This is a genomic window from Dongia sp. (assembly GCF_041909655.1).
Taxonomy (GTDB): Bacteria; Pseudomonadota; Alphaproteobacteria; order Dongiales; family Dongiaceae; genus Dongia.
This window is the reverse complement of record NZ_JAYRDA010000001.1, coordinates 261,051-285,048: the sequence shown is the minus strand read 5'-3', so window position 1 is coordinate 285,048 and position 23,998 is coordinate 261,051. Positions and strand designations below refer to the sequence as shown.

Annotated in this window: 19 protein-coding genes; 7 read left to right on the top strand and 12 right to left on the bottom strand. The window is 62.0% G+C overall.

Annotation, left to right across the window (positions count from 1 at the left end; all coding sequences use genetic code 11):
- Nucleotides 1-150: 150 nt before the first annotated feature.
- Genes ACE3PR_RS01235 through ACE3PR_RS01220 form a run of 4 tightly spaced genes read right to left on the bottom strand, consistent with a single transcriptional unit; the run spans nt 151 to nt 4,537 of the window.
- The gene (locus ACE3PR_RS01235; protein ID WP_374367243.1) at nt 151-990 is read right to left on the bottom strand and encodes an N-acyl homoserine lactonase family protein; all 840 of its coding nucleotides are present in this window, start codon (nt 988-990) and stop codon (nt 151-153) included.
- Nucleotides 991-998: 8 nt separating this feature from the next.
- Nucleotides 999-1,994 carry an ABC transporter permease gene (locus ACE3PR_RS01230; RefSeq protein ID WP_374367240.1) on the bottom strand — a complete coding sequence of 332 codons (996 nt, stop codon included), beginning with the start codon at nt 1,992-1,994 and terminating at the stop codon, nt 999-1,001.
- Nucleotides 1,995-2,023: 29 nt separating this feature from the next.
- On the bottom strand, nt 2,024-3,565 hold the full coding sequence (locus tag ACE3PR_RS01225; protein WP_374367237.1) for a sugar ABC transporter ATP-binding protein: 1,542 nt from the start codon (nt 3,563-3,565) through the stop codon (nt 2,024-2,026).
- 30 nt (nt 3,566-3,595) lie between these two features.
- The gene (locus ACE3PR_RS01220) at nt 3,596-4,537 is read right to left on the bottom strand and encodes a sugar ABC transporter substrate-binding protein (protein WP_374367235.1); all 942 of its coding nucleotides are present in this window, start codon (nt 4,535-4,537) and stop codon (nt 3,596-3,598) included.
- 168 nt (nt 4,538-4,705) lie between these two features.
- On the opposite strand from ACE3PR_RS01220, the gene ACE3PR_RS01215 reads away from it, so the two are divergent.
- The 7 genes from ACE3PR_RS01215 to ACE3PR_RS01185 all read left to right on the top strand — a co-directional run bounded on the left by ACE3PR_RS01215 (nt 4,706) and on the right by ACE3PR_RS01185 (nt 12,363).
- Nucleotides 4,706-5,734, top strand: coding sequence for a LacI family DNA-binding transcriptional regulator (locus ACE3PR_RS01215; protein WP_374367233.1), 1,029 nt, complete (start codon nt 4,706-4,708; stop codon nt 5,732-5,734).
- 211 nt (nt 5,735-5,945) lie between these two features.
- Entirely contained in the window at nt 5,946-6,839 is an 894-nt protein-coding gene (locus ACE3PR_RS01210) for an NAD(P)-dependent oxidoreductase (protein ID WP_374367230.1), read from the top strand.
- 64 nt (nt 6,840-6,903) lie between these two features.
- Complete coding sequence (locus ACE3PR_RS01205) at nt 6,904-7,293, top strand: carboxymuconolactone decarboxylase family protein (RefSeq protein WP_374367226.1); 390 nt, start codon at nt 6,904-6,906, stop codon at nt 7,291-7,293.
- A 36-nt stretch (nt 7,294-7,329) separates the two neighbouring features.
- Nucleotides 7,330-8,808 (top strand): aldehyde dehydrogenase, encoded by a 1,479-nt coding sequence (locus ACE3PR_RS01200; RefSeq protein WP_374367223.1) that lies wholly within the window; start codon nt 7,330-7,332, stop codon nt 8,806-8,808.
- Nucleotides 8,809-9,005: 197 nt separating this feature from the next.
- Nucleotides 9,006-9,935: a LysR substrate-binding domain-containing protein gene (locus ACE3PR_RS01195; RefSeq protein WP_374367220.1), complete on the top strand. Its 930-nt coding sequence runs from the start codon at nt 9,006-9,008 to the stop codon at nt 9,933-9,935.
- Between the two features lie 174 nt (nt 9,936-10,109).
- Complete coding sequence (locus ACE3PR_RS01190; protein ID WP_374367217.1) at nt 10,110-11,504, top strand: MmgE/PrpD family protein; 1,395 nt, start codon at nt 10,110-10,112, stop codon at nt 11,502-11,504.
- Nucleotides 11,505-11,658: 154 nt separating this feature from the next.
- Nucleotides 11,659-12,363, top strand: coding sequence for an N-acyl homoserine lactonase family protein (locus ACE3PR_RS01185; RefSeq protein ID WP_374367214.1), 705 nt, complete (start codon nt 11,659-11,661; stop codon nt 12,361-12,363).
- Nucleotides 12,364-12,375: 12 nt separating this feature from the next.
- On the opposite strand, the gene ACE3PR_RS01180 is transcribed toward ACE3PR_RS01185, so the two are convergent.
- The 8 genes from ACE3PR_RS01180 to ACE3PR_RS01145 form a co-directional block, all read right to left on the bottom strand.
- Nucleotides 12,376-13,872 carry a sugar ABC transporter ATP-binding protein gene (locus tag ACE3PR_RS01180; protein ID WP_374367212.1) on the bottom strand — a complete coding sequence of 499 codons (1,497 nt, stop codon included), beginning with the start codon at nt 13,870-13,872 and terminating at the stop codon, nt 12,376-12,378.
- Nucleotides 13,869-14,969, bottom strand: a complete 1,101-nt coding sequence (locus ACE3PR_RS01175) for a hypothetical protein (RefSeq protein WP_374367209.1) — start codon at nt 14,967-14,969, stop codon at nt 13,869-13,871. Before ACE3PR_RS01175 ends, ACE3PR_RS01180 begins: the two co-directional genes overlap by 4 nt.
- On the bottom strand, nt 14,966-17,140 hold the full coding sequence (locus ACE3PR_RS01170) for an ABC transporter permease (protein WP_374367207.1): 2,175 nt from the start codon (nt 17,138-17,140) through the stop codon (nt 14,966-14,968). The genes ACE3PR_RS01175 and ACE3PR_RS01170 overlap by 4 nt, the downstream gene beginning before the upstream one ends.
- 85 nt (nt 17,141-17,225) lie before the next feature.
- Nucleotides 17,226-18,275: a sugar ABC transporter substrate-binding protein gene (locus ACE3PR_RS01165; protein ID WP_374367204.1), complete on the bottom strand. Its 1,050-nt coding sequence runs from the start codon at nt 18,273-18,275 to the stop codon at nt 17,226-17,228.
- Between the two features lie 68 nt (nt 18,276-18,343).
- A complete protein-coding gene (locus ACE3PR_RS01160) occupies nt 18,344-19,321 on the bottom strand; it encodes an ABC transporter permease (RefSeq protein ID WP_374367201.1) in 978 nt (325 codons plus the stop codon).
- 548 nt (nt 19,322-19,869) lie between these two features.
- The gene (locus ACE3PR_RS01155) at nt 19,870-20,613 is read right to left on the bottom strand and encodes a type 1 glutamine amidotransferase domain-containing protein (RefSeq protein WP_374367198.1); all 744 of its coding nucleotides are present in this window, start codon (nt 20,611-20,613) and stop codon (nt 19,870-19,872) included.
- 344 nt (nt 20,614-20,957) lie between these two features.
- Complete coding sequence (locus ACE3PR_RS01150) at nt 20,958-22,265, bottom strand: HlyD family type I secretion periplasmic adaptor subunit (RefSeq protein ID WP_374367195.1); 1,308 nt, start codon at nt 22,263-22,265, stop codon at nt 20,958-20,960.
- A gap of 4 nt (nt 22,266-22,269) precedes the next feature.
- The gene (locus ACE3PR_RS01145; protein WP_374367192.1) at nt 22,270-23,997 is read right to left on the bottom strand and encodes a type I secretion system permease/ATPase; all 1,728 of its coding nucleotides are present in this window, start codon (nt 23,995-23,997) and stop codon (nt 22,270-22,272) included.
- Nucleotide 23,998: the final 1 nt, after the last annotated feature.

The following is a 23,998-nucleotide window of genomic DNA, read 5'->3' as shown; positions in this document are numbered from 1 at the left end:
TCAAACTGGGGCAGCCGCGCTACGGTCGGGTTTCGGCTCCGCCCGTCGCCGGCTACAAATGTAATGTGACATAACCGCGTCAGACGCCCGCTTCAGGCCCCTGCTGGCGAGGTGACCGCGGCAAATTTCCCGGTCAGGCGGACGGTTCCATCAGCTTGCCGCCAGGATTCGGAATCCCTCGATCTCGTGCAATATCTTGAGGTTCGGCCAGCGCTTGCTGTCATGGAGGATGATCAGGCGATCGAGATTGCCGCCAATCTCGGTATTGATCCGATCCATCGTCTTCAGCTGTTCCCAGATGCTTCCCACCCCATTGGCCAGCGGCACATAGACGCCGTCATTGTTATGGCCCTTGATGTTCCGTCCGTCATAGACGCAATCGCCGGAAATCACGAGCCGGCCGCGTTTCGTCTCGAGGATCGCGAATTGCTGGCCGAGCGTATGGCCCTGGCCGAAGCGGACATGAAGTCCGGGCAGGATGTTGTCTCGGTCGCCTTCCAGCAAGGTGAGCCGGTGCTCGACCGAGGCATCAAAGGCATTCCTGAGATCGTCCGGGTTGATGATCGCGGTGAGGAAGCCGAATTGCGGCGGCAGCGCCATGGCCTCGATCCAGGACAGGAGCTCGGCCTTCTGCACCCAGATATGCGCGTTCGGAAACTTGCCGATCGACCCCATATGGTCGAAATGGGCATGCGAGATGACGATATCCGTCACCGCCTCGGGCGTCACGCCGAGCTCACCCAGCATGCGGATGGGCGAGACCCAATCGGGAATGCCGAAGCGCACGCCCATCTCGGCGCCGATCCCTTCCTGCATGAATCCGGTATCGACCAGCACGATCTTGTCGCCGCGCCGCGCCATGACGAAGGAGAACGGCAGATCGACGACACCGTCATCATGGGCGCCGCTGATCAGCCCATCGAGCGGCTGATCCTTCGAGCGCGCGAACTCGATGACATAGACATCCCAGAATGCTGCGTCCGCCATCATGCTTCCTCTCAGTTTTCCGCCATCTGCCGGCCGAGGCTCGAAAGACCCACGGCCAGAATCAGAATGGCACCCTGCAGAATGTATTGCGAATAGGTGGGGGCGCCAAAAATATTGAGACCATTGAAGCCGAAAGCAATGATAAGCGCGCCGACGAAAGTGCCGACGATATGGAATTCGCCATCGCGCAAAGTGGCGGACCCCAGAAAGACGGCGGCAAAAGCCGTCAACAGATAGCTGTCTGCGGCACTCGTCGTGCCGCTGCCCAGGCGCGAGGCCAGGAGTGTCCCAGTAAGCGCGGCGCAGACACCCGAGAGGACGAAACCCAGAATCTTGATGCGGTCGACATTGATCCCGGCGAGGCGTGCCGCCGCGGGATTGCCGCCGACCGCCTGGATCTCCTGCCCGACGGCACTCTTCTCCACCAGCAGCCACAGGCCACCCAGCACCAGCGCCATGATGATAATGTTGTTGGGAATGCCGAACAGCCAGCGCCCCAGCGACAATTGCAGAAACGCCTCGGGCACGCCGGCCACGATCGGCACCCCGGCGGAATAGGCAAAGGAAAGACCGGTGAGAATCGTTCCCACGCCCAGGGTAGCGATGACCGAATTGACCTTGGCCTTGGTCACGATGAGGCCGTTGACCAGACCGATCAGCGCCCCCAACAACAGAATGACCACGATAGCGACCGGAATGGGCAGATCGTGCCGCACGATGAGGCCGGTCACGAGCACGCCATGGAGGCTGGCCGCGAAGCCGATGGAAAGATCAAGCTCGCCCACGATGACCGCCAGGGTGAGGCCCCCGGCGATGATCATGGCGAGCGAGGCCTGGTTGATCACATTGGTGAAATTGCCGAGGGTCGGAAACGCCTTGGGCGACAGGATCGAAAAAGCCAGCAGCATCAGGACAAGGCCGATGATCGTCGCATAGCGCGCGAAAATGCTGAGGCCACGCTTGGCCCCGGGCGACAATCGGCGATTGCTGAGAACGACATCCGTCATGATTCTACTCCGTCCCGGCCAGCTTGATCTCAGGCCGCTTTGTCGACATAGCTCGCCGCCACAATCGCGGCGCGCGAAATTTCATCCCCAGCCAGTTCCGTGGCGATACGGCCTTCCGCCATCACCAGAACCCGGTCGCAGAGATCGGGGAGTTCATCCGGTTCCGAGGAAATGACGAGGACAGCCATGCCGTCCACGGCCAGCTTCCGGATCAGGCGATGGATTTCCGCGCGGGCGCCGATATCGACACCGCGTGTCGGCTCGTCGAGGATCAGAATACGCGGCTGACGGCGCAGCCAGCGGCCGATCACCACCTTCTGCTGGTTGCCGCCGCTCAGGCGCCCGACCGGCGCGTGAATGCCCGCCGTCTTGATCGCCAGTTCAGCCACGGTCGCCGATGCCATCGCATTGCGCTTGGCCGGGCTCATGATCGGCAGGAAGGAAGACAAGGTCAGGCTGCGGAGATTGGCCAGCGACAGATTGAAGGCGACGCTCTTGTGCAGCAGCAGACCTTCGGCACGCCGCTCCTCCGGCACCAGGCCGATGCCGGCCTGATAGGCATCGGTCGGACGGCGCGGCGCAAAGTCTTTGCCATCCAGCAGGATGGTTCCGGCATCGATCCGATCGACACCATAGATCAAACGTATAAGTTCGGAGCGCCCGGCACCGACCAGCCCGCCGATGCCGAGCACCTCGCCCCGATGGAGAGTGAACGACACGTCGTTCACCTTGGGGAGTCGAACCAGATTGGACACATTGAGGATAGGTGCGCCGATGGGCTTGCGGCGCTCGATCTGCGATTCCAGGGTGGCACTATGTCCGACGATGGCCTCGACCAGCACAGCGCGGCTCAATTGAGCGCGGTCGAAATTGGCAATCGATTCACCGTCGCGAAAGACGGTGACGCGGTCGCACAGGCGCAATATTTCGTCCAGCCGGTGCGAGACATAAAGCACCGCCACACCGGAGCGCGACAGATCCTGGATAATCCCGAACAGCCGCTCGCTTTCGCTGACCGAGAGCGAGGCCGTGGGCTCGTCCATGACGATAAGGCGCGATTTGTGCACGAGAGCACGGCAGATGCTGACCATCCAGCTTTCGGCGGTCGAGAGCGAACGTATCTTGGCACCAAGATGCGCGCGGATGCCGAGGCGCGCCATCAGCGGCTGCACGTCGCGCGCGATCGCCGCCCAATCGACCAGGCCGAAGCGGGTTTTTTTCGGGATGCCCAGCATGATGTTCTGGAGCACGGTCATCGACGGCACGAGGGCCAGATCCTGATGGATGAAGCTCATCCCCAATCCGGTCGCCTTGTGCGGCGTATCGATCTGTGTCGCCTGGCCGTCAATGTGAATATCGGCGCGGTCGGGCTGCACCAGCCCGGCCAGCACCTTGATCATGGTCGATTTGCCGGCGCCATTGGCACCGACCAGGCCATGAACTTCGCCCGGCCGCAGATCCAGTGAGGCACCCTTGAGCGCCTGCGCCCCACCATAGGATTTCCAAACGCCCGCAGCCGTCAGGAAAGAGAGCGTTGCGGGATCCGGCGCTGACATATTGAGATCATTCATCGCTGGCTGCGCAACGCTCCGCTATTCGTTTTACTGAATCGCTTCCGGATGATCCTTGATGAATTGATCGACCGAATCCTTGGTGACGAGAACGGCCGGCACTTCGGCCGCCTTGGGCTGCCACGAATCACCGGCCTTTTTGATCTCGTCCAGCATCTTCACCATGTTGTAGCCCTCGGTGTAGCTGTCCTGCCAGGCGGTCGCGGTCATATGGCCGTTGCGGATGTTTTCCAGCGCCTGGGCATTGCCGTTGATGCCGTAGACCTTGACGTCGTCGCGCCCCTGGGAACGCAGCGATCCGATCGCACCGATCGCCGGATCGTCCCAGCAACCCCAGATGGCTAGCGGCTCGTCGCCGGCCGGATGCGAGGTCAGCCAGGCATTGGCATATTGTGCGCCATCCTCGAAATAGCCGGGAATGCGCACTTCGTTCTTGGTGACTTCGATGTCGGGATATTTGGCAAGGATCTCGTCCATCACCAATTCCCGGTTCCGGCAGACTTCGCCGGTGTGATAGGTGAGCGCCAGAACGCTGCCCTTCCCGCCCATCTCCTTGACCATCATCTCGACGACCGGCACCGCCATCGGCCCGCCGGAACCGTTGGTGGCTGCGACCGTGCCGCCCAACCCGCCGCCCCAGGTTACGACCGGGATGCCAGCGCTTTTCGCGGCGTCGAGACCTGCACCGATCGATGAATACGGAAACACCATGTCGATGATCACGTGCGCGCCGCGCTGCGCGAAATTCTGGATGCCGGCATTGGCCTGATCGGCATTGCCGGCGGCATCGATCACGGAAACTTCCCAGCCCAGTTCGGCGGCCGCGGCCTCCGCGCCTTTGATGTAGCGAACATTGTTGGCTTCGGTGGCGGCGATGGAAACGATGCCCACCAGGGGCTTCTCTGCCATGGCGGCGGGAACAGCCAGGGTCATGGCCGCGCCGAGAACGCAGAATGCGAGTGTCTGTCTCATGTCTTCTTCCTCCCAAGGAACCGGGGCTGCGCGCCTTGCTGTTTGGCGAACATGTCCTAACCGTTTCGCCAGAATTGCCGAACCCGCCCCTCCGATCAAGCAGATTCTGGCAGTAGACTTTTAATTTTGACAGGGTAAATTGAGCGAACCGTTTAGCTGGAAGAACAAATGGCGACGATCAGGGACGTTGCAAAGGCCGCCGGCGTATCGATTGCCACCGTATCTGCCGTGGTGAACGATTCCGCTTATGTGAGCCCGGAACTGCGCGCGCGGGTGCAGGCCGCGATCGAGCAATTGGACTATGTCCCCTCGACCCAGGCACGCAATCTCAACCGCGGCAAAAGCCAGCTCATCGCCATTTCGGTGGCTGACCTTTCCAACCCCTTCTACAGCCATATCGTCTGTCTGGCCGAGGCGGCGGCGGCGGCCTGGGGCTATTCCCTCGTGGTCTTCAACAGCGACGAGAAGCCGGAGGCCGAGAAGCGGATATTGTCCCGGATCCGCATGCTGTCCTGTGACGGCATCATCCAGGTGCCGGTCGGCGAGACCGGCCAGCATCTGCAGCGCGATCATGAAGGGAAATCGATTCCGACCGTGCTCTTCGGGCGCGTCTTCGACGATCGCCGCTCCGATACCGTGACGATCGACAACGAATCTGCCGGCCGCCAGGCCACCAATTACCTGCTCGATCTCGGCCATCGGCGGATCGGCTCGATCACCGGCCCCTTGCATCTCACCACCGGCCGCGGTCGCTACGAAGGCATGATGCAGGCACTCACCGCACGCGGCGTGACCCCGCAGCCGCAACATATCCGTCCGGGCGAGTTCCGCGAGGAAGTGGCCTATGCCATGGCCCGGGAAATCCTCGAATTGCCGGACCGGCCGAGTGCGATTTATGTGGCCAACGGCGTGATGGCGTTGGGCTTGATGCGCGCGCTCAATGATCTCGGTCTCAAATGCCCGGAAGACATCTCGATCGCCTCCACGGACACGATCACCGGCATCAGCGGCCTGCGCCCGCGCCTCACCCGCACCGAGCATCCGATCAACGACATGATTAACGAGGCTTTCCGCATGCTGGTAAGCCGCATCAACAACAACGCCCCCGCGGCACCGCGCAATGTCGTGTTCCAGCCCACCCTCGTGGTCGGCGAAAGCTGCGCCCCCATCGTCTCCGCCTGGCAGAAAAGCGGCTGAACGCAGAAACGCCCACCGATCCTGCCCTTATCCGGTGCTGCACCGCCGGCGAAAGGCGCTTGTCAACGGCGATCACCGTTGGCTTCGCTATTTCTGTTATGACCGCAACCTGTGATGTGCGCCGCAATATACTCCGTTAGTAATGATGATGGCTGGGTGCGGCGTTCGCCTGCACTTTCTCAAAATGTATCAAAATCCGGAGTAAAATCGCATGTCGGGTTCGGTCATCGGCTTTGTCGGCATTGGCCGAATGGGCGCGCATATGGCAGCTCGCCTCCACGCGGCTGGTCATAAGCTTTGCATTTTCGACACCAACGCGGCGGCCCTGTCCGAACTCGCGCGAAACGGCGCAACGATAGCTAATTCGGCGCAGGATGTGGGCGACCGGGCCGAGACGATCTTCGTCAGCCTGCCGACACCCGATATCGTGCATGCGGTCGTTGTCGGGGAAAGTGGGATCTCCCGCGGCTCGTGCGTCAAGACCGTGATCGATTTGTCGACCACCGGTCCCGGCATGGCGACCCGCGTCTCGGCCGCCCTGAAAGAAAAGGGAATCGCCTGGCTTGACGCCCCGGTGAGCGGCGGTCTGGCCGGCGCACGGGACGGCAAGCTGGCGGTGATGGTCTCCGGCCCAAAAGCCAGCTACACCGCGCTGGAGCCCATTCTCTTGAATTTCGGCAAATTGTTCTTTGTCGGCGAGAAAGCCGGCCTTGCCCAGGTGGCAAAACTTGCCAACAATCTCCTCGCCGCCTCCGCCATGGTGATCTCTTCCGAGGCACTCGTCATGGGCGTGAAGGCCGGGATCGACCCGAAGGTTCTCCTCGACATCATCAATGCCGGCAGCGGCCGCAATAGTGCGACGCAGGACAAATTCCCGCGCTCGGTCCTGCCGCGAACATTTGATTTCGGCTTTGCCACGGGCCTGTCCTACAAGGACGTCCGCCTGTGCATCGATGAAGCCGAGGCCATGGGCGTGCCCATGGTCGCCGGCGCGGCGGTCCGCCAGATGCTTGCTGTCACCAATGCGAAATTCGGGCCGAATTCAGACTTCACCTCCATCACCCGGGTGGTTGAGGAATGGGCCGGCGTCGAAGTCAAAGGCTGACCTCGCGTCGGCCTGGCATTCCAAATATCCCTGACCAATTATCTTCTCTTCAAAGGAAAGAATCATGAGCAAGGAAGTTTTCGATCGTGGCCTCAAGATCCGCAAAAGCGTCCTGGGCGCCGAATTTGTGGAAAAATCCTTCGCCGCCGCCGACAGCTTCAACCTGCCGATGCAGGAGCTGGTGACCGAATATTGCTGGGGTGCCGTCTGGGGCCGGGAAGAACTGTCGCACAAGACGCGCAGCATGCTGAATCTGGCGATGATCAGCGCGCTCAACCGCCCGCATGAACTGAAAATGCACGTCAAGGGCGCCTTGAAAAATGGCGTGACGCGTGACGAGATTCGTGAAGTCTTCATGCAGGTGGCGATTTATTGCGGCGTGCCGGCCGGCGTCGATTCCTTCCGCATTGCGCGCGAAGCCTTCGACGAAATCGATCGTTCGGCCAAGGCGTAACACCACGCCCTTTCGACGGATAGCAGGGATTGCGGCATGCACAGCTACAAGATGCTCATTGGCGGCGCGAAACTCGACGCGGAAGGTGGGGCTTCATTCGAAACCGAGAACCCCTTCTCCGGCGCCCCGTGGGCATTGGTGCCCCGCGCTGGCATCGCCGATGTGGATAAAGCCGTCGCTGCGGCCCGCTCCGCCTTCCATAACCCGGACTGGCGCAAGATCAGCGCCTCCGCGCGTGGGGCGCTTCTGCATCGCCTGGGCGATCTGATCGCCCGGGAAGCGGAACGCCTGGCGCAGATCGAAACGCGCGACAACGGCAAGCTGATTACCGAAATGCGGGGTCAGCTCAAATATATTCCGCAGTGGTTTTATTATTTTGGCGGCCTTGCCGACAAAATCGAAGGCCGCGTCATCCCGATCGACAAGCCCGGCATGTTCAATTTCACGCGCGAAGAGCCGCTGGGCGTGATCGCGGCGATCACGCCGTGGAATTCGCCGTTGATGCTGGCGACATGGAAACTGGCCCCAGCCCTCGCCGCGGGCAATACCGTGGTCTGGAAGCCGTCGGAATTCTCCTCCGCCTCGGCACTTGAACTGGCGCCGCTCTTCGAAGAGGCGGGCTTTCCGCCGGGCGTCGTCAACATTCTCACCGGCTTCGGTTCCGAAATCGGCGAGCGCCTGGTCTCTCATCCGGGCGTAGCGAAAGTGGCTTTCACCGGCGGCGACCGCACCGGTCAGAGCGTCTACGAGCTTGCCGCCAAGAACATCAAGCCGGTCACCCTCGAACTGGGTGGCAAATCGGCCAATATTGTCTTCGGGGACGCGCTCATCGACAACGCGGTGAAGGGTGCCGTCTCCGGCATCTTTGCCGCCACGGGACAGACCTGCATTGCCGGCTCGCGCGCTTTGGTCCACCGTTCGATCCATGACGAATTCGTCGACAAGCTGGTTGGCCTCGGCAAGACCGCGCGGATGGGCGATCCGGCACTCGACACGACCCAGGTCGGCCCCATCACCACACGCCCGCAACGGGCCAAGGTGCTCGACTATATCGACATCGCCAAGAAGGAAGGCGCACATTGCGTCCTCGGCGGTGCCGCGGCGACTCGCCCCGAATGCGGCAATGGCTGGTTCGTGGAACCGACCGTCTTCACGGACGTCAAACCCGGGATGCGTATCGCCCAGGAAGAGGTTTTCGGTCCGGTTCTCTCGATCCTCCCGTTCGACGACATCGACGAAGCGGTGGCGATCGCCAACGGCACGCAATATGGCCTGGCGGCCGGCGTCTGGACGCAGAATATCGGCACCGCGCTTGCCATGTCGGAGCGGCTCGAAGCGGGCACCGTCTGGATCAACACTTATCGGGCGGTCAGCTACATGTCGCCCTTTGGTGGCTACAAGCGCTCCGGCATCGGCCGGGAAAGCGGCCTCAACGCCATCCGCGAATATGTGCAGGAAAAGAGCGTCTGGATCGACATGATCGGCGAAGTGGCAAATCCTTTCGTGCAACGCTGAGCCGGGCCTTGCCGATATTCGAAAAAACCAACCAGGCCATATAGATACGATCCAGATTTGAAAATATACCCGGCACAGGCGATCGCTCTAGTGCATGAAAGAGGGTAAATCGCTAAGTTAGCCTCCGCCGGAGGTTGACGAATCCATCCTGTTGACCTCGCGGCACCACCGGGCGCGGCACTTGGCTTAGACAGGATATGGAACTCAAACAGCTTTCCTATTTTCTCTCGGTTGCGAAAGCAGGGAGCTTTTCCAAGGCCGCGGTGCTCGTCTCGGTCGCTCAACCGGTCCTCAGCCGTCAGATGAAGCTTCTCGAAGCCGAGCTCGGCGTTGAACTCTTCTACCGGAATGGCCGCGGCATCGTCCTCTCCGAGGCTGGCAAGCTCCTCGAGACGCATGCCCAGACGATCATGGAATCGCTCCATCAGGCGTCGACCGAAATCACGGCTACGCGATCCGCGCCGCAGGGCCGGGTCGTGATCGCCATGCCGCCTTCCATCGGCTGGGTGCTGACCACGGCGCTGGTCCGGCGCTGCCGCGCCGAGTTTCCTGATATCAAGCTGCATGTCGTCGAGGGTTTCAGCGGTCATGTTACCGAATGGCTCTCGACGGGCCGCATCGATATCGGCATCGTCTACAATGCCGTGCGCCGCCCGACACTGAACACCGAGCCGCTGTTCGCCGACGAACTGGTGTTGCTGGGCCCGGCCAGCGATCCGGCGGAAATCGGCGGCGAGACCGTTGCCGCCGCGCGGCTGGGAGCGCTCCCGCTGATCCTGCCGGCACGGCCGCACGGGCTGCGCGTCCTCGTCGACGACATGCTGGATCGGCTCGGACTTGCTCCCAGCGTCGAACTCGAAGTCGACGCCATGACGACGACGTTGAGCCTGGTCGAGCAGGGTGCCGGCTATACCATCCTTTCCGAGACCGCAGCGCAGCATCTCCTCGGCGCCGGGCGCATCCGGTCATGGCCGATCGTTGATCCGGTGATCACGCGCCAGGTTGTTCTGGCGACCTCGACGCAACGACCGATGAGTGTCGCCACACGCATCGTCACCCGCATGATTCGCGAGCAGGCCAAGACGGCCTTCCCCAAGGCCCCGCAATCCGCCATCCAGCCGGAATGACTGCGCCGCTGCAATAATCGGGTTGTGCAGTCTGATATGACTGAATCGGTATACCTGCTAGGCGTATTTTCAGCGATAGTCGAAGGCACAGCCACGGCGTCTGGACCGATTGCCGTGGCTCGGCATGATTGCCTCCCGATACCTGGCATGCCCTAACAGGAAAGTGGTGATCCGATGAAAGCCGGGCTGACGACGATCGACGCAAGGTCAACCGCTTCGACCGCAGCCGATCTCCCTCTGGCTGTCACGCTGGCCCGCGCTATCGTGCATGGCCACCAGCCCCTTTTCTCCGTCGCGGTCCGGGAAAAGTTACGCCTGTGCGTCCTGGATTTTCTGGCCTGCGCGCTGGAAGCCCATGCGCTGCCCTGGGCGCGTCAGGCCGCGGCACTGGCCGAAAAGGGCGATGGCCGCTGTACCATCATCGGCTCGTCCAACCCGGTATTCCCAAGCGATGCGGCCTTTGCCAATGCGGTCGCCGCCCATGGCCTCGTGCGCGAGGACATGCATACCGGCAGCGTCAGCCATCTCGGCGTCGTGGTGCTTCCTGCTCTTTTCGCCGTGGCACAGGATTGCCGACTGTCCGGCGCGGCATTGGTCGACGCTGCCATCGTCGGATATGAAGTGGGTGGCAAGATCGGCCGGGCTTTGGTAACCCCCGAATTCGCCCGCGTCTTCCGACCCACGGGATTTACCGGCCCCATCGCAGGCGCTGCCGCCCTCTGCCATCTCCTGCGGCTCGACGAAGCGGAAACCGTGAGTGCCATTGCCTTCGCGGCGAATATGACGGGCGGCCTCAATCAATGGCCGCATACCGGTTCGGACGAGATGTACTTTCATGCCGGTCAGGCGGCGGCCGGCGCCATCCGCGCCGTTCGCCTCGCCATGGCTGGCGCGCGCGGCTCGGCCCGTGCCCTCGACGGAGAGGCTGGCCTCCTCCCCGCCTATCGTCCCGATCACAATGCGCCCGGCATAACATTGTTCGACAGCCCAGAGCCGGAATTGATGTCGGTCTATTTCAAGGCGGCCCCCGTTTGCAATTTCGCCCAAACCCCGTGTCAGGCAGCCATGAAACTCGCCGGCGCCGCGCCGATCGACCCGGCACGTATCGCGGCAATCAAGGTCCGCGTCTCGGCAGCCGCGCGCGCCTATCCCGGCTGCGATCATGCCGGCCCGTTCGAGCGCGTTCTTCAAGCCAAGATGAGCATCCATTTCGCCGTCGCCAGCGCCTTGCTGCGTGGGTCCGTCGATGAGGAATCATACCGCACCCTCGACGACCCGGCCGTCATGCGTCTCGCTGGCATGGTCGAGGTCGAGGTCGATCGTGACCTGACCGCTGCTTTCCCGCAGGCCCAGGGTGCCGAGATCGTTATTACCCTGAATGATGGGCGCAAACTCAGCGAGAGGCTGCGCGATGTGGTGCCCGCCGATGAGGCGCTGATCCGCCGGCGCCTTATCGCCACGGCAACGAAATTCGCCGGCGAGGGACGTGCCCGCGCTCTGGAAGACGCCGTTGACGCGCTTGACGACATCCCGGACGTCAACGCCATTATGAAATTGGCCGGCGATTAATCAGCTCGCACCGTCCGCCCTTCACATACTGATCAGAGTTCACATGACCGAATCCGCCCATCTACCGGAATATCAGATTTACGCTCTGCGCTACGCCACACGGGAGGGCCGCCGCAGTGCCCATTTCATTGGCGGGGACCCGCATGATGGCCCCATGCGGATGGATTATTTTCTCTGGGCGATCGTGGGCGCGGGCCGCACCTATGTTGTCGATTGCGGTTTCACGGCAGAAGTTGCCAGCCAGCGCAAACGCGAATTTATCCGCAGCGCGGTTGACGCCTTGGCTCTGATCGACATCGACGCGGCAACGGTCGAAGATCTCATCATCACCCATCTTCACTACGATCATGTCGGCAATTTCGCCTGCTTCCCCAAGGCCCGCATCCACCTCCAGGAACCCGAACTCGCTTATGCGACGGGCCGCTATATGCGTCATCCCTTCATGTCGCATGCCTTCGAGGTCGAGGATGTTGTCGGCATCGTGCGCCTGAACTACGCCGGCCGGGTGGAGTTCCACAACGGCGCGTCGACACTGGCACCCGGCCTCTCGCTTCACCTGGCGGGCGGACATACCGCCGGCCTGCAATTTGTCCGCGTCCACACGCGGCGCGGCTGGGTCGTTCTCGCCTCCGATGTCGTGCATTATTATGAAAACATCGAGACGCGGCGGCCTTTCACCACGGCATTCAATGTCGGCGACATGCTCGAAGGCTTCGATATGGTGCGGTCGCTGGCCGCGAGCCAGGATCACGTCATTCCCGGCCATGATCCGAAGGTGATGGAACTCTACCCCGCGCCACGCCCGGATCTCACCGGCATCGCCGTCCGTCTCGACGCGGTGCCAAAGAGCGGCGCCTAGCTGCGACGGCGATCAATGCACCGCCGCGTACATGATCTTTTCCTCGCTCGCTTCCTCCACCGAGAATTCCTCGACGATGCGGCCCTGCCTGGCGACCAGAATGCGGTCCGATAGATTCAGGATTTCCGGCAGGTAGGACGAGATCACGACGACGGCCAGACCTTTATCGGCCAGATCGTTGATGATCTGGTGAATCTCCGCGATGGCGCCGACATCCACACCTCGGGTCGGCTCGTCGAAAATGACGACGCGCGGATCCTGCGCCAGCGATTTGGCGATCACGACTTTCTGCTGGTTCCCGCCGGAGAGCTCGAGGACGCGCGCATTGCTGTTGATCGCGCGAATGGAAAGGGCACCGATCCAGCGCGCAGCAAGGTCCCGCATCTCGCGGCGACTGATGAACCACGATCGGTTTTTGCTGGCTGCCAGCGCACCGATATGGATGCTCTCTGCAATCGACATCGTCTCGAAAATGCCTTCAAGCTTCCGGTCCTCGGTGACATAGGCGATACCGCTGCGCACCGCCGGCCGCGGGGTACGATAGCGGACCGCTTTGCCGAAAAGGCGGACAATGCCGCCGTGGAAGAAGTTGCGCTTCACCACGCCGGCCACGACCTTCACCGATTCCGTCCGGCCCGAGCCGATCAGCCCGAAGACGCCGGTGATCTGCCCCGCATAGACCGAGAACGATGTATTGCGGACCATGCGGCCCATCGAGAGATTCTGCACGCTCAACGTCTTGCGGCCGTAGAATCGCGCCCGCTGCGCCGCATCCCGATTGTAAAGCTGGTCGGAGAGCGATCGGCCGACCATCGAGCGGATGATCTTGTCCCGGTCGAAATTGGCCGTGTCATCGGTCACGACATGCTGACCATCGCGCAGCACGGTGATTTTGTCGGAAATGCTGAGGGCCTCCTCCAAGGCATGCGAGATGAAGACGATGGCGACGCCGCGCGCCTTCAGCCGCTCGATCAGATCGAAAAAATGATGCTTCTCTTCCGGCGTCAGCGTCGCCGTCGGCTCGTCGAAAATGATGACGCGCGCATTCTTGCGCACCGCACGCGCAATCTCCACCATCTGGCGCTGCGCTGCCCCCAGCGTCGAGACATTGGCGGCCGGATCGACAGGGAAATTGAGCGATTGGAGAAATTGCTGCGCCCCGATATAGAGGCCGCGCAGGCGGTTGAACGGCTTCTCGTCGCCAAGATAGAGATTCTGCGCCACGGTGAGCGAGGGGACCAGGCTGGTTTCCTGAAACACCATCGCGATGCCGCTGCGCAAGGCCTCACCGGGCGATCCGAACACGACCGGCTTGCCGTCGAGCAGTATTTCGCCGCTGGTCGGCTTAACGGCGCCGGCGATCATCTTTGTCAGCGTGGACTTGCCCGCGCCGTTCTCGCCCAGAATGGCGTGGACCCGCCCGGCTTCAAGAACCAGCGAAACATCGCTGATCGCCGGCACTCCGCGATATTCCTTCGTGACGTTCCTGACTTCGAGTAGAGCCGTCATTTCGGCTGGTCCTGCATGTTGGACGGGATGGACGGCAGAGCGCAGATCACGCCATTTCCCCGGCTTGCGAAAACAACTTCCCCATCCCATTCACAGACACTGACGATCCCGTGCCGGTTGCCGTCCGCACGGCTGTGAAACGAGCGGATCGGGGCGAGGTTGGCATCCAGTTCCACCGCGAGACCATAGGATCGCGTCGGTGCCCAGGGTTTGAAAATGCCGTGCACCTTCACGGCACCGCCCTGCATCGGCTCCTTGAAGGAAATGCCGGCGCGCAAGCTCGGGGCAATCCAGAGCTCCTGCGGAACCTCCCGCAGCATCCGTTTGCAATAGGTGCGCTCCCGCAGAACGAATTCGATCAACTGACTCCGCGGTGCGAAGACCGCCAGCCAGGCACCGCCGTTCGCCGCCGGCGTGAGTCGGCCGGGATAGCCGGGAAGATCTTCCAGGATGATTTCCCTGCGGCCAGTTTTCCCGCGGGCATCGATGCGCAGGAGCCGATGGCCCCAGCTCTCCGAGACGATCAGTGTATCCCCCCGCGCCAAGATACCGTTCGGAAAAGCGAGACGGTCGGCCAGGCAGATCGGCTCTTTGCCGCGCAGATCGATGCGCCAGACCGAACCGGTCGCCCGCATCTCCATGAGATCGCGCTGCCAGTGTTGCGGGTCATTCTGCGCCGAGCCGATGCAGACAAAAAGAATATCACCCGCCGCCAGTGCCATTGCGGTGATGCAGCGTGCCGGCCGCTCGCCGATCTTGGCGAGCAATGTACCATTGTGGGCTCCTCCGATGATCCGAATGCCCACGCCCTCAATCGCGACGACGAGCATGTTCTCGCCTGCCGCCAGCGCTGTGACCGTCCCGTCCAGATGATGCAGGAGAGCCGGATTGCCGGGCGACTGATCGGAGATGCCGAGAAGGTCCGGTCCGCTGGAATAGACCAGCATCGATCCATGTCGGGCGAGATTGTCCGGCGCCGATGCCGTCACCAGCACGCGGGCATGATCGAGCGCCTCATTGGGGCGCAGCACACCGTCCATGGACGGCACGGTCGCGGCCTGACGCCGCGACAGCAGACGGTCGAGGATGCCGCTCATGCCTCCCCCCAATAGCTCTTCGGGCCGGTCCAGTTCACATCGGCATCGGGAAGCTTCAGCCGCCCGATGCGATTGTTGAAAATGCCGCCGATATAGAGATGGCCTTTATGCTCGCGCATCGAGGTGATCATCGGATGGTTGGTCCCGGCCTTGTCCCACAGGCTCTCGATGATCTCGCCCTGCTCGTTGAAGCGGACGATGCAGCCCGTATTGATGTTCGGGTAGAGCCATTCGTCGATGGCGACTTCCTGCGCCATGCGCTTGCGAAAACCCGGGACGCGAAGCGCCAGATCCAGCGCCGGCGACCGCATGCCCATCAGTGCCATCCAATAGGTGCCGTCGCTGGCGCGGTTGATGTTGTCCGGATAGCCCGGCAGATTATCGATGACGGTTTCGATTTCTCCGGCTTTCGGGCCCTCGATCCAGTAACGCCGGACGCGGCAAGCCCAGCTCTCCGAGAACAGAATGGATTTTCCATCGAAGCTCAGCGTGATGCCGTTCGGAAAGGTCAGGTTGCGCGCCACGGTTCGGGTCGTCTTCTTCACCGGGTCGTAGCACACGATCCGTCCGCTGCCGCGGCATTCCAATGCGTCGGAAGGCCAGGTCGCCATGTCGAAGCGGATCGTCGCTTCGCTGAAGAAGATGCGGCCGTCCGGGGCGATATCGCAGTCATCCGTGAGCTTCAGGCGCGAATCGTCGATGATGGAAAAGGGCGATCGGTTCGTTTCATCGGTGAGTTTTTCGACCGTCGCGTCCTGACGCACGCGATAAAGGCCCATGCCGCCGACGCAAACAACGATATTGTCCTCGCGGTCGATCGCCATGCCGAGCGGATGGCCACCGATATGGGCGAAAACGCGCGCCTCTTTCAGATCCGGCCCGTCAAAGCGCATGATATTGCCGAGGCGGTCGCCGCAATAGAGGTTTCCGGCACTGTCGAACACCACGTCTTCGGGGCCATCGACCTGGTTGAGGCCGATCACATCGACCTCATGCAAACGGTCATTGGCTGCGTAAGGCGAGCCGGAATTTGCCTCCGTTGGCGGAGAAGCCGGCAGTTCGAAATAGGTGGGCGACAGATAGACGCGCGCCAGGATCTTGTCCCGGTTCTTGACCCAGCGCACGTCGAAACCGATCGCGGCAAGGAGGATAAGACCCAGCACGAGCTGCCCCGCGCCGCTCTGCAATCCCAGTTGCACGGCGGCCAGACTGATGATCTGGACGATCATCGCGCCGATCACCGCCTTCACGACCGATCCGCGCCCGCCGCCCAGGCTGATGCCGCCGACAATCACCGCCGTCAGCGCCAGAACCTCCAGGCCGACGCCGGGATAGGATCCGCCATTGCCGAGGCGCGCTGCGTAGAAGAACGCCGAGATACCGCAGAACGCCCCGGAGATAACATAGGTGCTGCAAACCGTCCGCCGCAGCGAGATGCCGGCATTGTGAGCGGAGCGCCGCGAACCGCCGACCGCCATCACATGCCAGCCGAAACGGGTGCGGCTGATCACAATATGCATGCCGATCGCCATGATGATGAAGAGAACGAGGCTGCTGGGCACGCCGAACAGATCGCCGCTGCCGATGAAGTCCCAGATCTCGGAATCGTAAAATCCGGCCGAGATGACGAGGGCATATTCCAGCAGCAGGGTGTCCACCAGCGCCCGCAAGCCGATCAGCATGACCAGTGTCGTCAGAAAGGCGCGCAGTCTCAGCACGCCGATCAACAAGCCGTTGATCAAGCCGACGAAGGAACAGGCGCAGACGACGGCGACAAACACGACCGCCACCGGCATATCGAAGACATTGGTGAGGGCGAGGGCGAGCAGATTGCCAAGTGCAAAATTCGATCCGACGCTGAGGTCGATGCCGCCCCCCAGGACGACAATCATCATGCCGAGCACGACGAAACCCAGCTCGCCGATCTGACGCGTGCCGTCCGAAACATTGGCGGGCAGGAAGAAGTTCGGCACGATGCTGCCGAAGACCGCGACGATCAGAACGAGAATCACCACCGGCACAACGTTGTCGATCCAGTTCTTGGACAGGACTTCGCCGATCACATGGGTGGGGATCCACCTGTGGCGAAATCGAATCAGCTTGTCCGACAGGCTGCTGGAAGACTGGTTCAATTGCGGGTTCATCGTCGCATTGCTGTTGCCATTCGGCATTCTCAAGGCCCGTCCCATTGGTCGAAGATCGGAAAAGTGAGAAGCCGGCGCCCCCCGCGCCGGCTTCTCCGAAGGTAGGGAGCTCTTACTTGAAGTCGTCCATCGTCCAGCAGGAAGTGGGAGTCAGGTTTTCCTTGGTGAGCATCTGCATCGTGGTCGGCAGGCTGAAGGTCTTCATGTCCGCCGGCAGCTCCGATTGCAGCAGGATCTTGATCACCGTGTTGATGTCATGCGCCATCGTGCGGACGTCATAGTTCATATAAGCGGCATAGGTGCCGTCATTGAGCTTGTCACAGGCGGCTTCCTTCGCACCGCCGCCCGAGGTCACGACATAAACCGGATCCTTGAGATTGGCTTCTTTCACTGCCGCACCCGCGCCGATATCCATGCCGTCCCAGAACCCGATGACACCGCACAGATCCGGATTCTGCTGCAGCACGGTCTGGGTGATCTCATGTGCCTTGCCAGCATCCCAATTGGCCGATTGATTGGAAACGACCTGGATCTCCGGGTGCTGGGCAAAAACATCCATGACACCTTTCAACTGATAGGCGCTGGCGGCCGAGGTCAGAATGCCCTGCACGATCGAGACCTTGCCGGAGCGGCCGGTACCGGCGCCGCATTTGGAAACGATGTATTCCGCCTCCGCCTTGCCGTTCAACTGCCAGTCCTCGCCGATGTAATGCGTGGGGAAGACCGATTTCAAATTCACCGCGACCAGATGGATACCCTCGGCCTGTGCCTTCTTCAGAATTTTGGCATAGGATTGCAGATCCGGATTCATGTAGACGATGATGTCCGGCTTCTCGTTGATGAGCTGGTTCATCGCCTGCGATCCGACATCGGTGTTCCAGTTCGGATCGCGCACGATGATCTCGTAGCCGAGTTCGTCCGCCTGCTTCTGCATGCCGGCAAGCCAGCCCTTGGCCAGGTCGAAGCTCATGGAAAACGGCACATAGCCGACTTTCTTGCCCTTGAACGCTTCGAGATAGGGGGCGAGCGTCGGGTCGTCGAGACCTTCGGCATGGGCAAGTTTGGCCGGCTGCAGGGCTGCCAGCCCCATGACCGCGCCGACGACACCACAAGCGAGCGCGCGGCGGCAGAACTGCCCCATTTTGATGCTGGTAAATGACATTCTAGCTTCCTCCTGAGTGTTGCTGTGGATTCTGGCGTCCATAGTTTGGGAATCTTGCGGGGATATCCTCAGATATCTCCGTGCTGTGAGGTCTGTTCGTCGCGGGGATTGATCAGCGTGTCGATCATGATCGCGGCGAGAAGAATGACGCTCTTGATGGCGTTCTGCATGGTGTACTGAACGTCCATGATGGTCATGCCGTTGAGGAATGTGCCGATCAGAAGCGTCCCGACGACGACATTGCGGACGCCGCCACGCCCACCGGCAAGGCCCACACCGCCGAGCACGACGACCAGGATGACGTCGTAGATCAGGAGCGTGTCGGAGATGCGCGTGTTCATGCTGCTGACCGTCATGGCCTGCGTCAGCCCCGCCAGAAACGCGATGAAGCTGGTCAGCATGTATTGCCCGACCAGCACATGACGCACCGGCACGCCGGTCACGCGCGCAGTGGCATAGTTGTCGCCGACGGCATAGGTGAAGCGACCGAATTTGGTGAAATGCAGAACCAGCGCGACGATAGCCGCCACCACACCGAACACGATCACCGGCATGGGAATACCGAACAGGCGCCCTTGTCCGAGTTCGACCAGGCTGCCGACGGCCGGCGTCACATAGACCAGATCGGAATGGATCAGCTTGAAGCGGCCGAAGCCATAGACGCAGGCCGCACTGGCGAGCGTCGCGAAAAGGGGCGGGATTTCCGCATAGGCGATCAGAAGGCCGTTGATGAGGCCCACCAGCAACGCGCCGGCGATACCGATCGCGAGCGCCAGCGGCAGGCTCATGCCTTCGCCGTTCAATTGCAGCGCCCAGGCGACCGAAAGCGCCATGGTTGCTACCATCGAGAGGTCCACGCCCCGCCCGATGACGACGATGCACATGCCCGCACCCAGGATTCCCAGCACCGAGACGCCCTGCATCAACAACACGAGGTTGCTGGTATTGAGGAATCCGTTGAGGAAGACCGAGAAGACGACGAAGATCAAAACGAACAGGAGAAAGACAACCATCTCCTGATTGAGGCTCTTGAAGATCGCTTTCATGGGCGCGGCGGTGCCAATCACAGGATCGCGGCTGAGCGGCGGTATCTGCCGCTGCGGAAAACACCCGGCAATACGCATTTTTTGGCGGTTTTATGGCTATCCACGCCCATCTTCTCCCCCAGGATCTTCTAGCATCCGTCTGATGCGGTGCTTCAATTCGGCGTCGGCAATCGGCTGCAACGGAGCCTTTAGCCTGACTGGCACGATTATGGTCGTTCCATGGGAAATCGTGGCATGAAAATCCGCTCTTCGCGGGCATACCAGATATACCGGCACGATCTAGCGACGTTTCGCCGATGCTTGTTTGGGGTCTCGGCCGCTGCACGCCGCGCAGCCCCGCCGGCACGCGGTCACGCGGTCACGCGGGCAAAGAAATGCTGTCGATGAGCCAGCATGCCCCGGATGCGACGCAGCCGGAATGCAGCCACGCCGCGCCGTCCGGCAGGCGATTGCCGTTCTTCGAGATCATCCGGATTTGGTCATGCCAACTCGAGGTGCTGGCGGGGTCTCGAGATCGCAGTCCTAACTAACTGAAATACCAGCGAGTATCAGGCCTTCCCCGGGATCAATTGCTGCGTCAGCGCTCGCACCAGGCGCGGCAGATCATAGGGGAAGCGGGCTGTGATGAGATTGCCGTCGACCACGCAGGGCTCGTCCAGAACCGTGGCGCCGGCATTTTCCAGGTCGATCTGGATGTTCCAGACGGCGGTCGCGCGTTTCCCCTTGAGGATTTTGGCGCTGATCATGACCCACTGCCCGTGGCAGATGGCGGTTGTGGGTTTGCCCGCTTCGTACATGGCGCGCACCAGGACCAGGGCGTGCTTGTCCATGCGCAGGGCATCGGGGTTCCAGCAGCCGCCCGGAATGAGGATGGCGTCGTAATCTTCCGCCTTGGCTTCATCCGTATACCGGTCGATCTTGAGCCAGCCGGCATTCTCCATCAGGCGGATGGCCAGTACATGAGTGGCGCATTGCGGCGGGAAGCGCAGCCCGAGCGTCGGATGCAGTTCGCCGATTCGCGGTGATACGACATGGACCGTCGCCCCATGCTCCGAGAGCCAGCGATGCGCGCCCAGGATCTCCACTTCCTCGACACCATTGGTACAGCAGATGGCGATGCGCTTGCCCTTCAGCAGATTGGGATCCGAGGCCGGGTCAAACAGGAAGCTGTTGAGCTCCCGATTGAGTTCGCCATCCGCGGTCACTAGAAGTTCCGTCGAGATCGACGGCACCGGCGAGGCCGACATCAGTTGCTGCATGCGGGCAAAGGCGGCGGCTTGATGATCGGTCATGTTTTCTCCTCCCCAGAGAGCTTCGTTGAGTGTTGTTTGTGGATGCGGCGACCAAGGACCATGGCTTTCGAATGCCAGGTGTTACGGGCCAACGCGCGAATCGCACGATCAGGATGATAGCGCCGCCATACAATAGCGCCATCGGGGAAAATTGAGGCAAACGAACCATTCCCGCCATGCGACCGCGGCCCGACACACCAAGACGCAGATCGTTTCACGTGCCTATTTTCTCAATAAGATCAGCTTCGATCAGAGAAGCCACGGCGCGATGCGGGGAAACCCCTCATCGGGCTCTCGGCGGTATTTGTGGTCTTCAGCTGGCCGCGCAGGCGTCGTCGAGGCCGTCACTCTTCCCTGAAAGTGCGCGCCAGTTGATCGGTGAGCGGCTTGACGAAATAGCTCAATACCGAGCGCTCGCCTGTCTGCACATAGACCTCCGCCGGCATGCCCGGAACCAGGCGGTCGCGCAAATCGGCCGGCAAGGCGTCTCGGTCGAATTGCAGGCGCGCGAGATAAAAGCTCTGCCCCGTGGTTTCATCAAGGGTGGCATCCGCCGACACGCTGTAGATATTGCCGACCAGTTCGGGGGTCGTCTTCTGGCTGAAGGCGCTGAAGCGGACGAAGGCCTCTCCGCCGGTCGCGATCTGGTCGATATGCTGCGGCTCGATCCTGGCTTCGATGATGAGGCGGTCTTCCTCCGGCACGATCAGCATCATCGTCTCGCCCGGATTGACCACACCGCCGATGGTATGGACAGCCATTTCCTGTACGAAACCGGCGCGCGGCGCCAGGACGTCGATATGACGGAGCTGATCCTCCGCCGCGACATGGCGTTCGGCAAGTTCGGCGAGCTTGGCCGAGACGTCGCGGAGTTCGGTCAGGGTTTCGGCCAGCATGTCGGCATCGAGCTGGGTTATCTGCATCTCGGTTTCGGCGATCTTGTTGCGCGACTGCGCAATCGAGGCAGCGAGTTCGCCACCCTCGCCATTGAGCCGTTCCGCATCGCGTTCCAGCGCCATCACACGGGTGAGCGGCACCAGTTTCTTGGCGGCAAGGGCATGGACGCCGACCAGCTCCTGGCTGATCAACTGCAATTGTGCATCGCGGGACGCTGATTGCGCGGTCAGGCCCTTCATCTCCTGGCGGATCTGCGCCACCTGTTCCTTGAGCTGTTTCTGTTTCTGCGCCTTCAGCTCGCGTTGGGCCGTGAGCAAGGTCTGCTCGGCCTGGAGCGCTTCATCGAACTTCCCCTGGTCTCCGGCGATCGCAAAGCCGGCCGGCAGGGCGATTTCCGCCTTCCCGTCACGCATCGCCTCCAGACGCAGGCGGCGCGCCGTCAGTTCGATGAGCTGGTTGCGGATGACCTCCAGATTGGCGCGGGGCAGCGTCGCATCCATCCGCAGCAGGACCTGCCCGGCCGTGACCCGGTCGCCCTCGCGGACCAGCAATTCGGCGACCAGCCCACCTTCGCGGTGTTGCACTTTCTTGGTGTTGGATTCAACCACCACCTGTCCGGTTGCCACCACGGCACCGGCGATATTGCTGGCCGCGGCCCAGCCGCCGACGATGCCGAACAGCAGCGCGATCAGCACCGACCCGGCGATGACGTGACTGCGAATGCCCCATGATTCCGTCGTCTGCTGGCCGGTCATATCCTTACCCCGCTGCCTGGACGATCTTGGGCTTTGCCGGCGCTGGCTGAGCCAGGACCTGACGCAACACCTCATCCTTGGGTCCGAAGGCCTGCGCCTTGCCATCCCCCAGCGCCAGGATAAGGGACAGCTCGGCCAGGGCACTCGGCCGATGGGCAATGACGATGACGATACCACCGCGGGCGCGCACCGATGCCACGGCGCGGCTCAGCGCCTCGTCGCCGACGGAATCGAGATTGGAATTGGGCTCGTCCATGATCACCAGGAACGGGTCGCGGAACAGCGCCCGGGCAAGCGCGATACGCTGGCGCTGACCGGCCGAGAGGCGCTGACCGCCCTCCCCCACTTGCGTGTCGAAACCTTGCGGCAGGCGCCGCACCAGATCGTCGACGCCGGCCAGTTGCGCGGCATGCAGAACTTCCTCGGAGCTCGCCCCGGGATCGAAGCGGGCGATGTTCTGGGCGACCGTGCCAGCCAGCAATTCGATCTGCTGCGGCAGGTAGCCGAGAAAGCTTCCGGCCTGAATGCGAGTCCATTGATCGAGCGTTGCGCCGTCCAGGCGGATGGTGCCGCGGGCCGGCGCCCAGACGCCGATGAGGGCCCGGGCCAGGGTCGATTTCCCGGATCCGCTGGGACCGATGATACCGAGGCCATCGCCGGCCGAGAGAGCAAAGCTGATATCGCGCAGGATCGGCTCGGCGACACCCTCCGCCGTCACCGTCAGCTTGTCGACCTCCATGCGCTGGCTGGGCGCCGGCAGGGCTACCATCGCGGCCGGTAAGGGCGCCTTGAGATCGTTCTGCAAGCGGCGGTAGCTCTGCCGCGCGCCGATAAAGCCCTTCCAATTGGCGATCGCCAGTTCGACCGGCGCCAAAGCGCGGCCCAGCAGAATCGACGAGGCGATCATAACACCGCCAGTCACTTCGCCGGCGATGACCAGATAGGCACCCAGGGCCAGGACCAGCGATTGCAGGCTCATCCGGGCAAAGCGCGACATGGCGGCAAAGAGCGAGGTCACGTCGCTGCCTGACAATTGCGCGATAGCCGCTTCTCGAGCGACATTGCGCCAGCGCTGCAGCAGATGCGTCGACATGCCGAGCGGCAGGACCGCCTCCGCATTGCGCCGTGAGGCTTCCGCGAGTTGGGCCGCTTCATTGGACTTGAGTGTGGCTTCACGCTGATGCTCGGCGCTGAAGCGGTCGGTGAGCACCGTGAGCACGGACAGCGCCACAATGCCGGCAAGGCCAATATAGCCAAGCCAGGCATGGAGGCCGAACAACAAAGCGGCATAGAGCGGCATCCACGGCAGGTCGAACAAAGCGGAGGGGCCGCCGCTGGACAGAAAGCTGCGCAATTGCTCGATATCACGGAAAGGCGAATGAGGCTGGGCCTTGCCTCCACCCGGCATGCCGCGCTCCAGATAGGCATCGAAGGCGCAATCGCTCAACCGGCTGTCGATCGAGCGGCCGATACGGGCAAAGATGCGCGATCGCAACATCTCGAGCGCGCCCTGAAACGTATAGAGAATGACGATCAGGATAACCAGGGCCAGCAAGGTAGGCACGCTGCGGCTGGCCAGCACGCGGTCATAGACCTGCAGCATGAAAAGAGAGCCGCTCAACATCAGGATGTTGATGGCTCCGCTGAAGCCCGCGGTCGCCAGGAACGCGCCGCGGGCCGAGGAAAGCGCCGCCGCGGCTGGTGACCGCGGCGGCTTGGTGCTGGTTGTCATG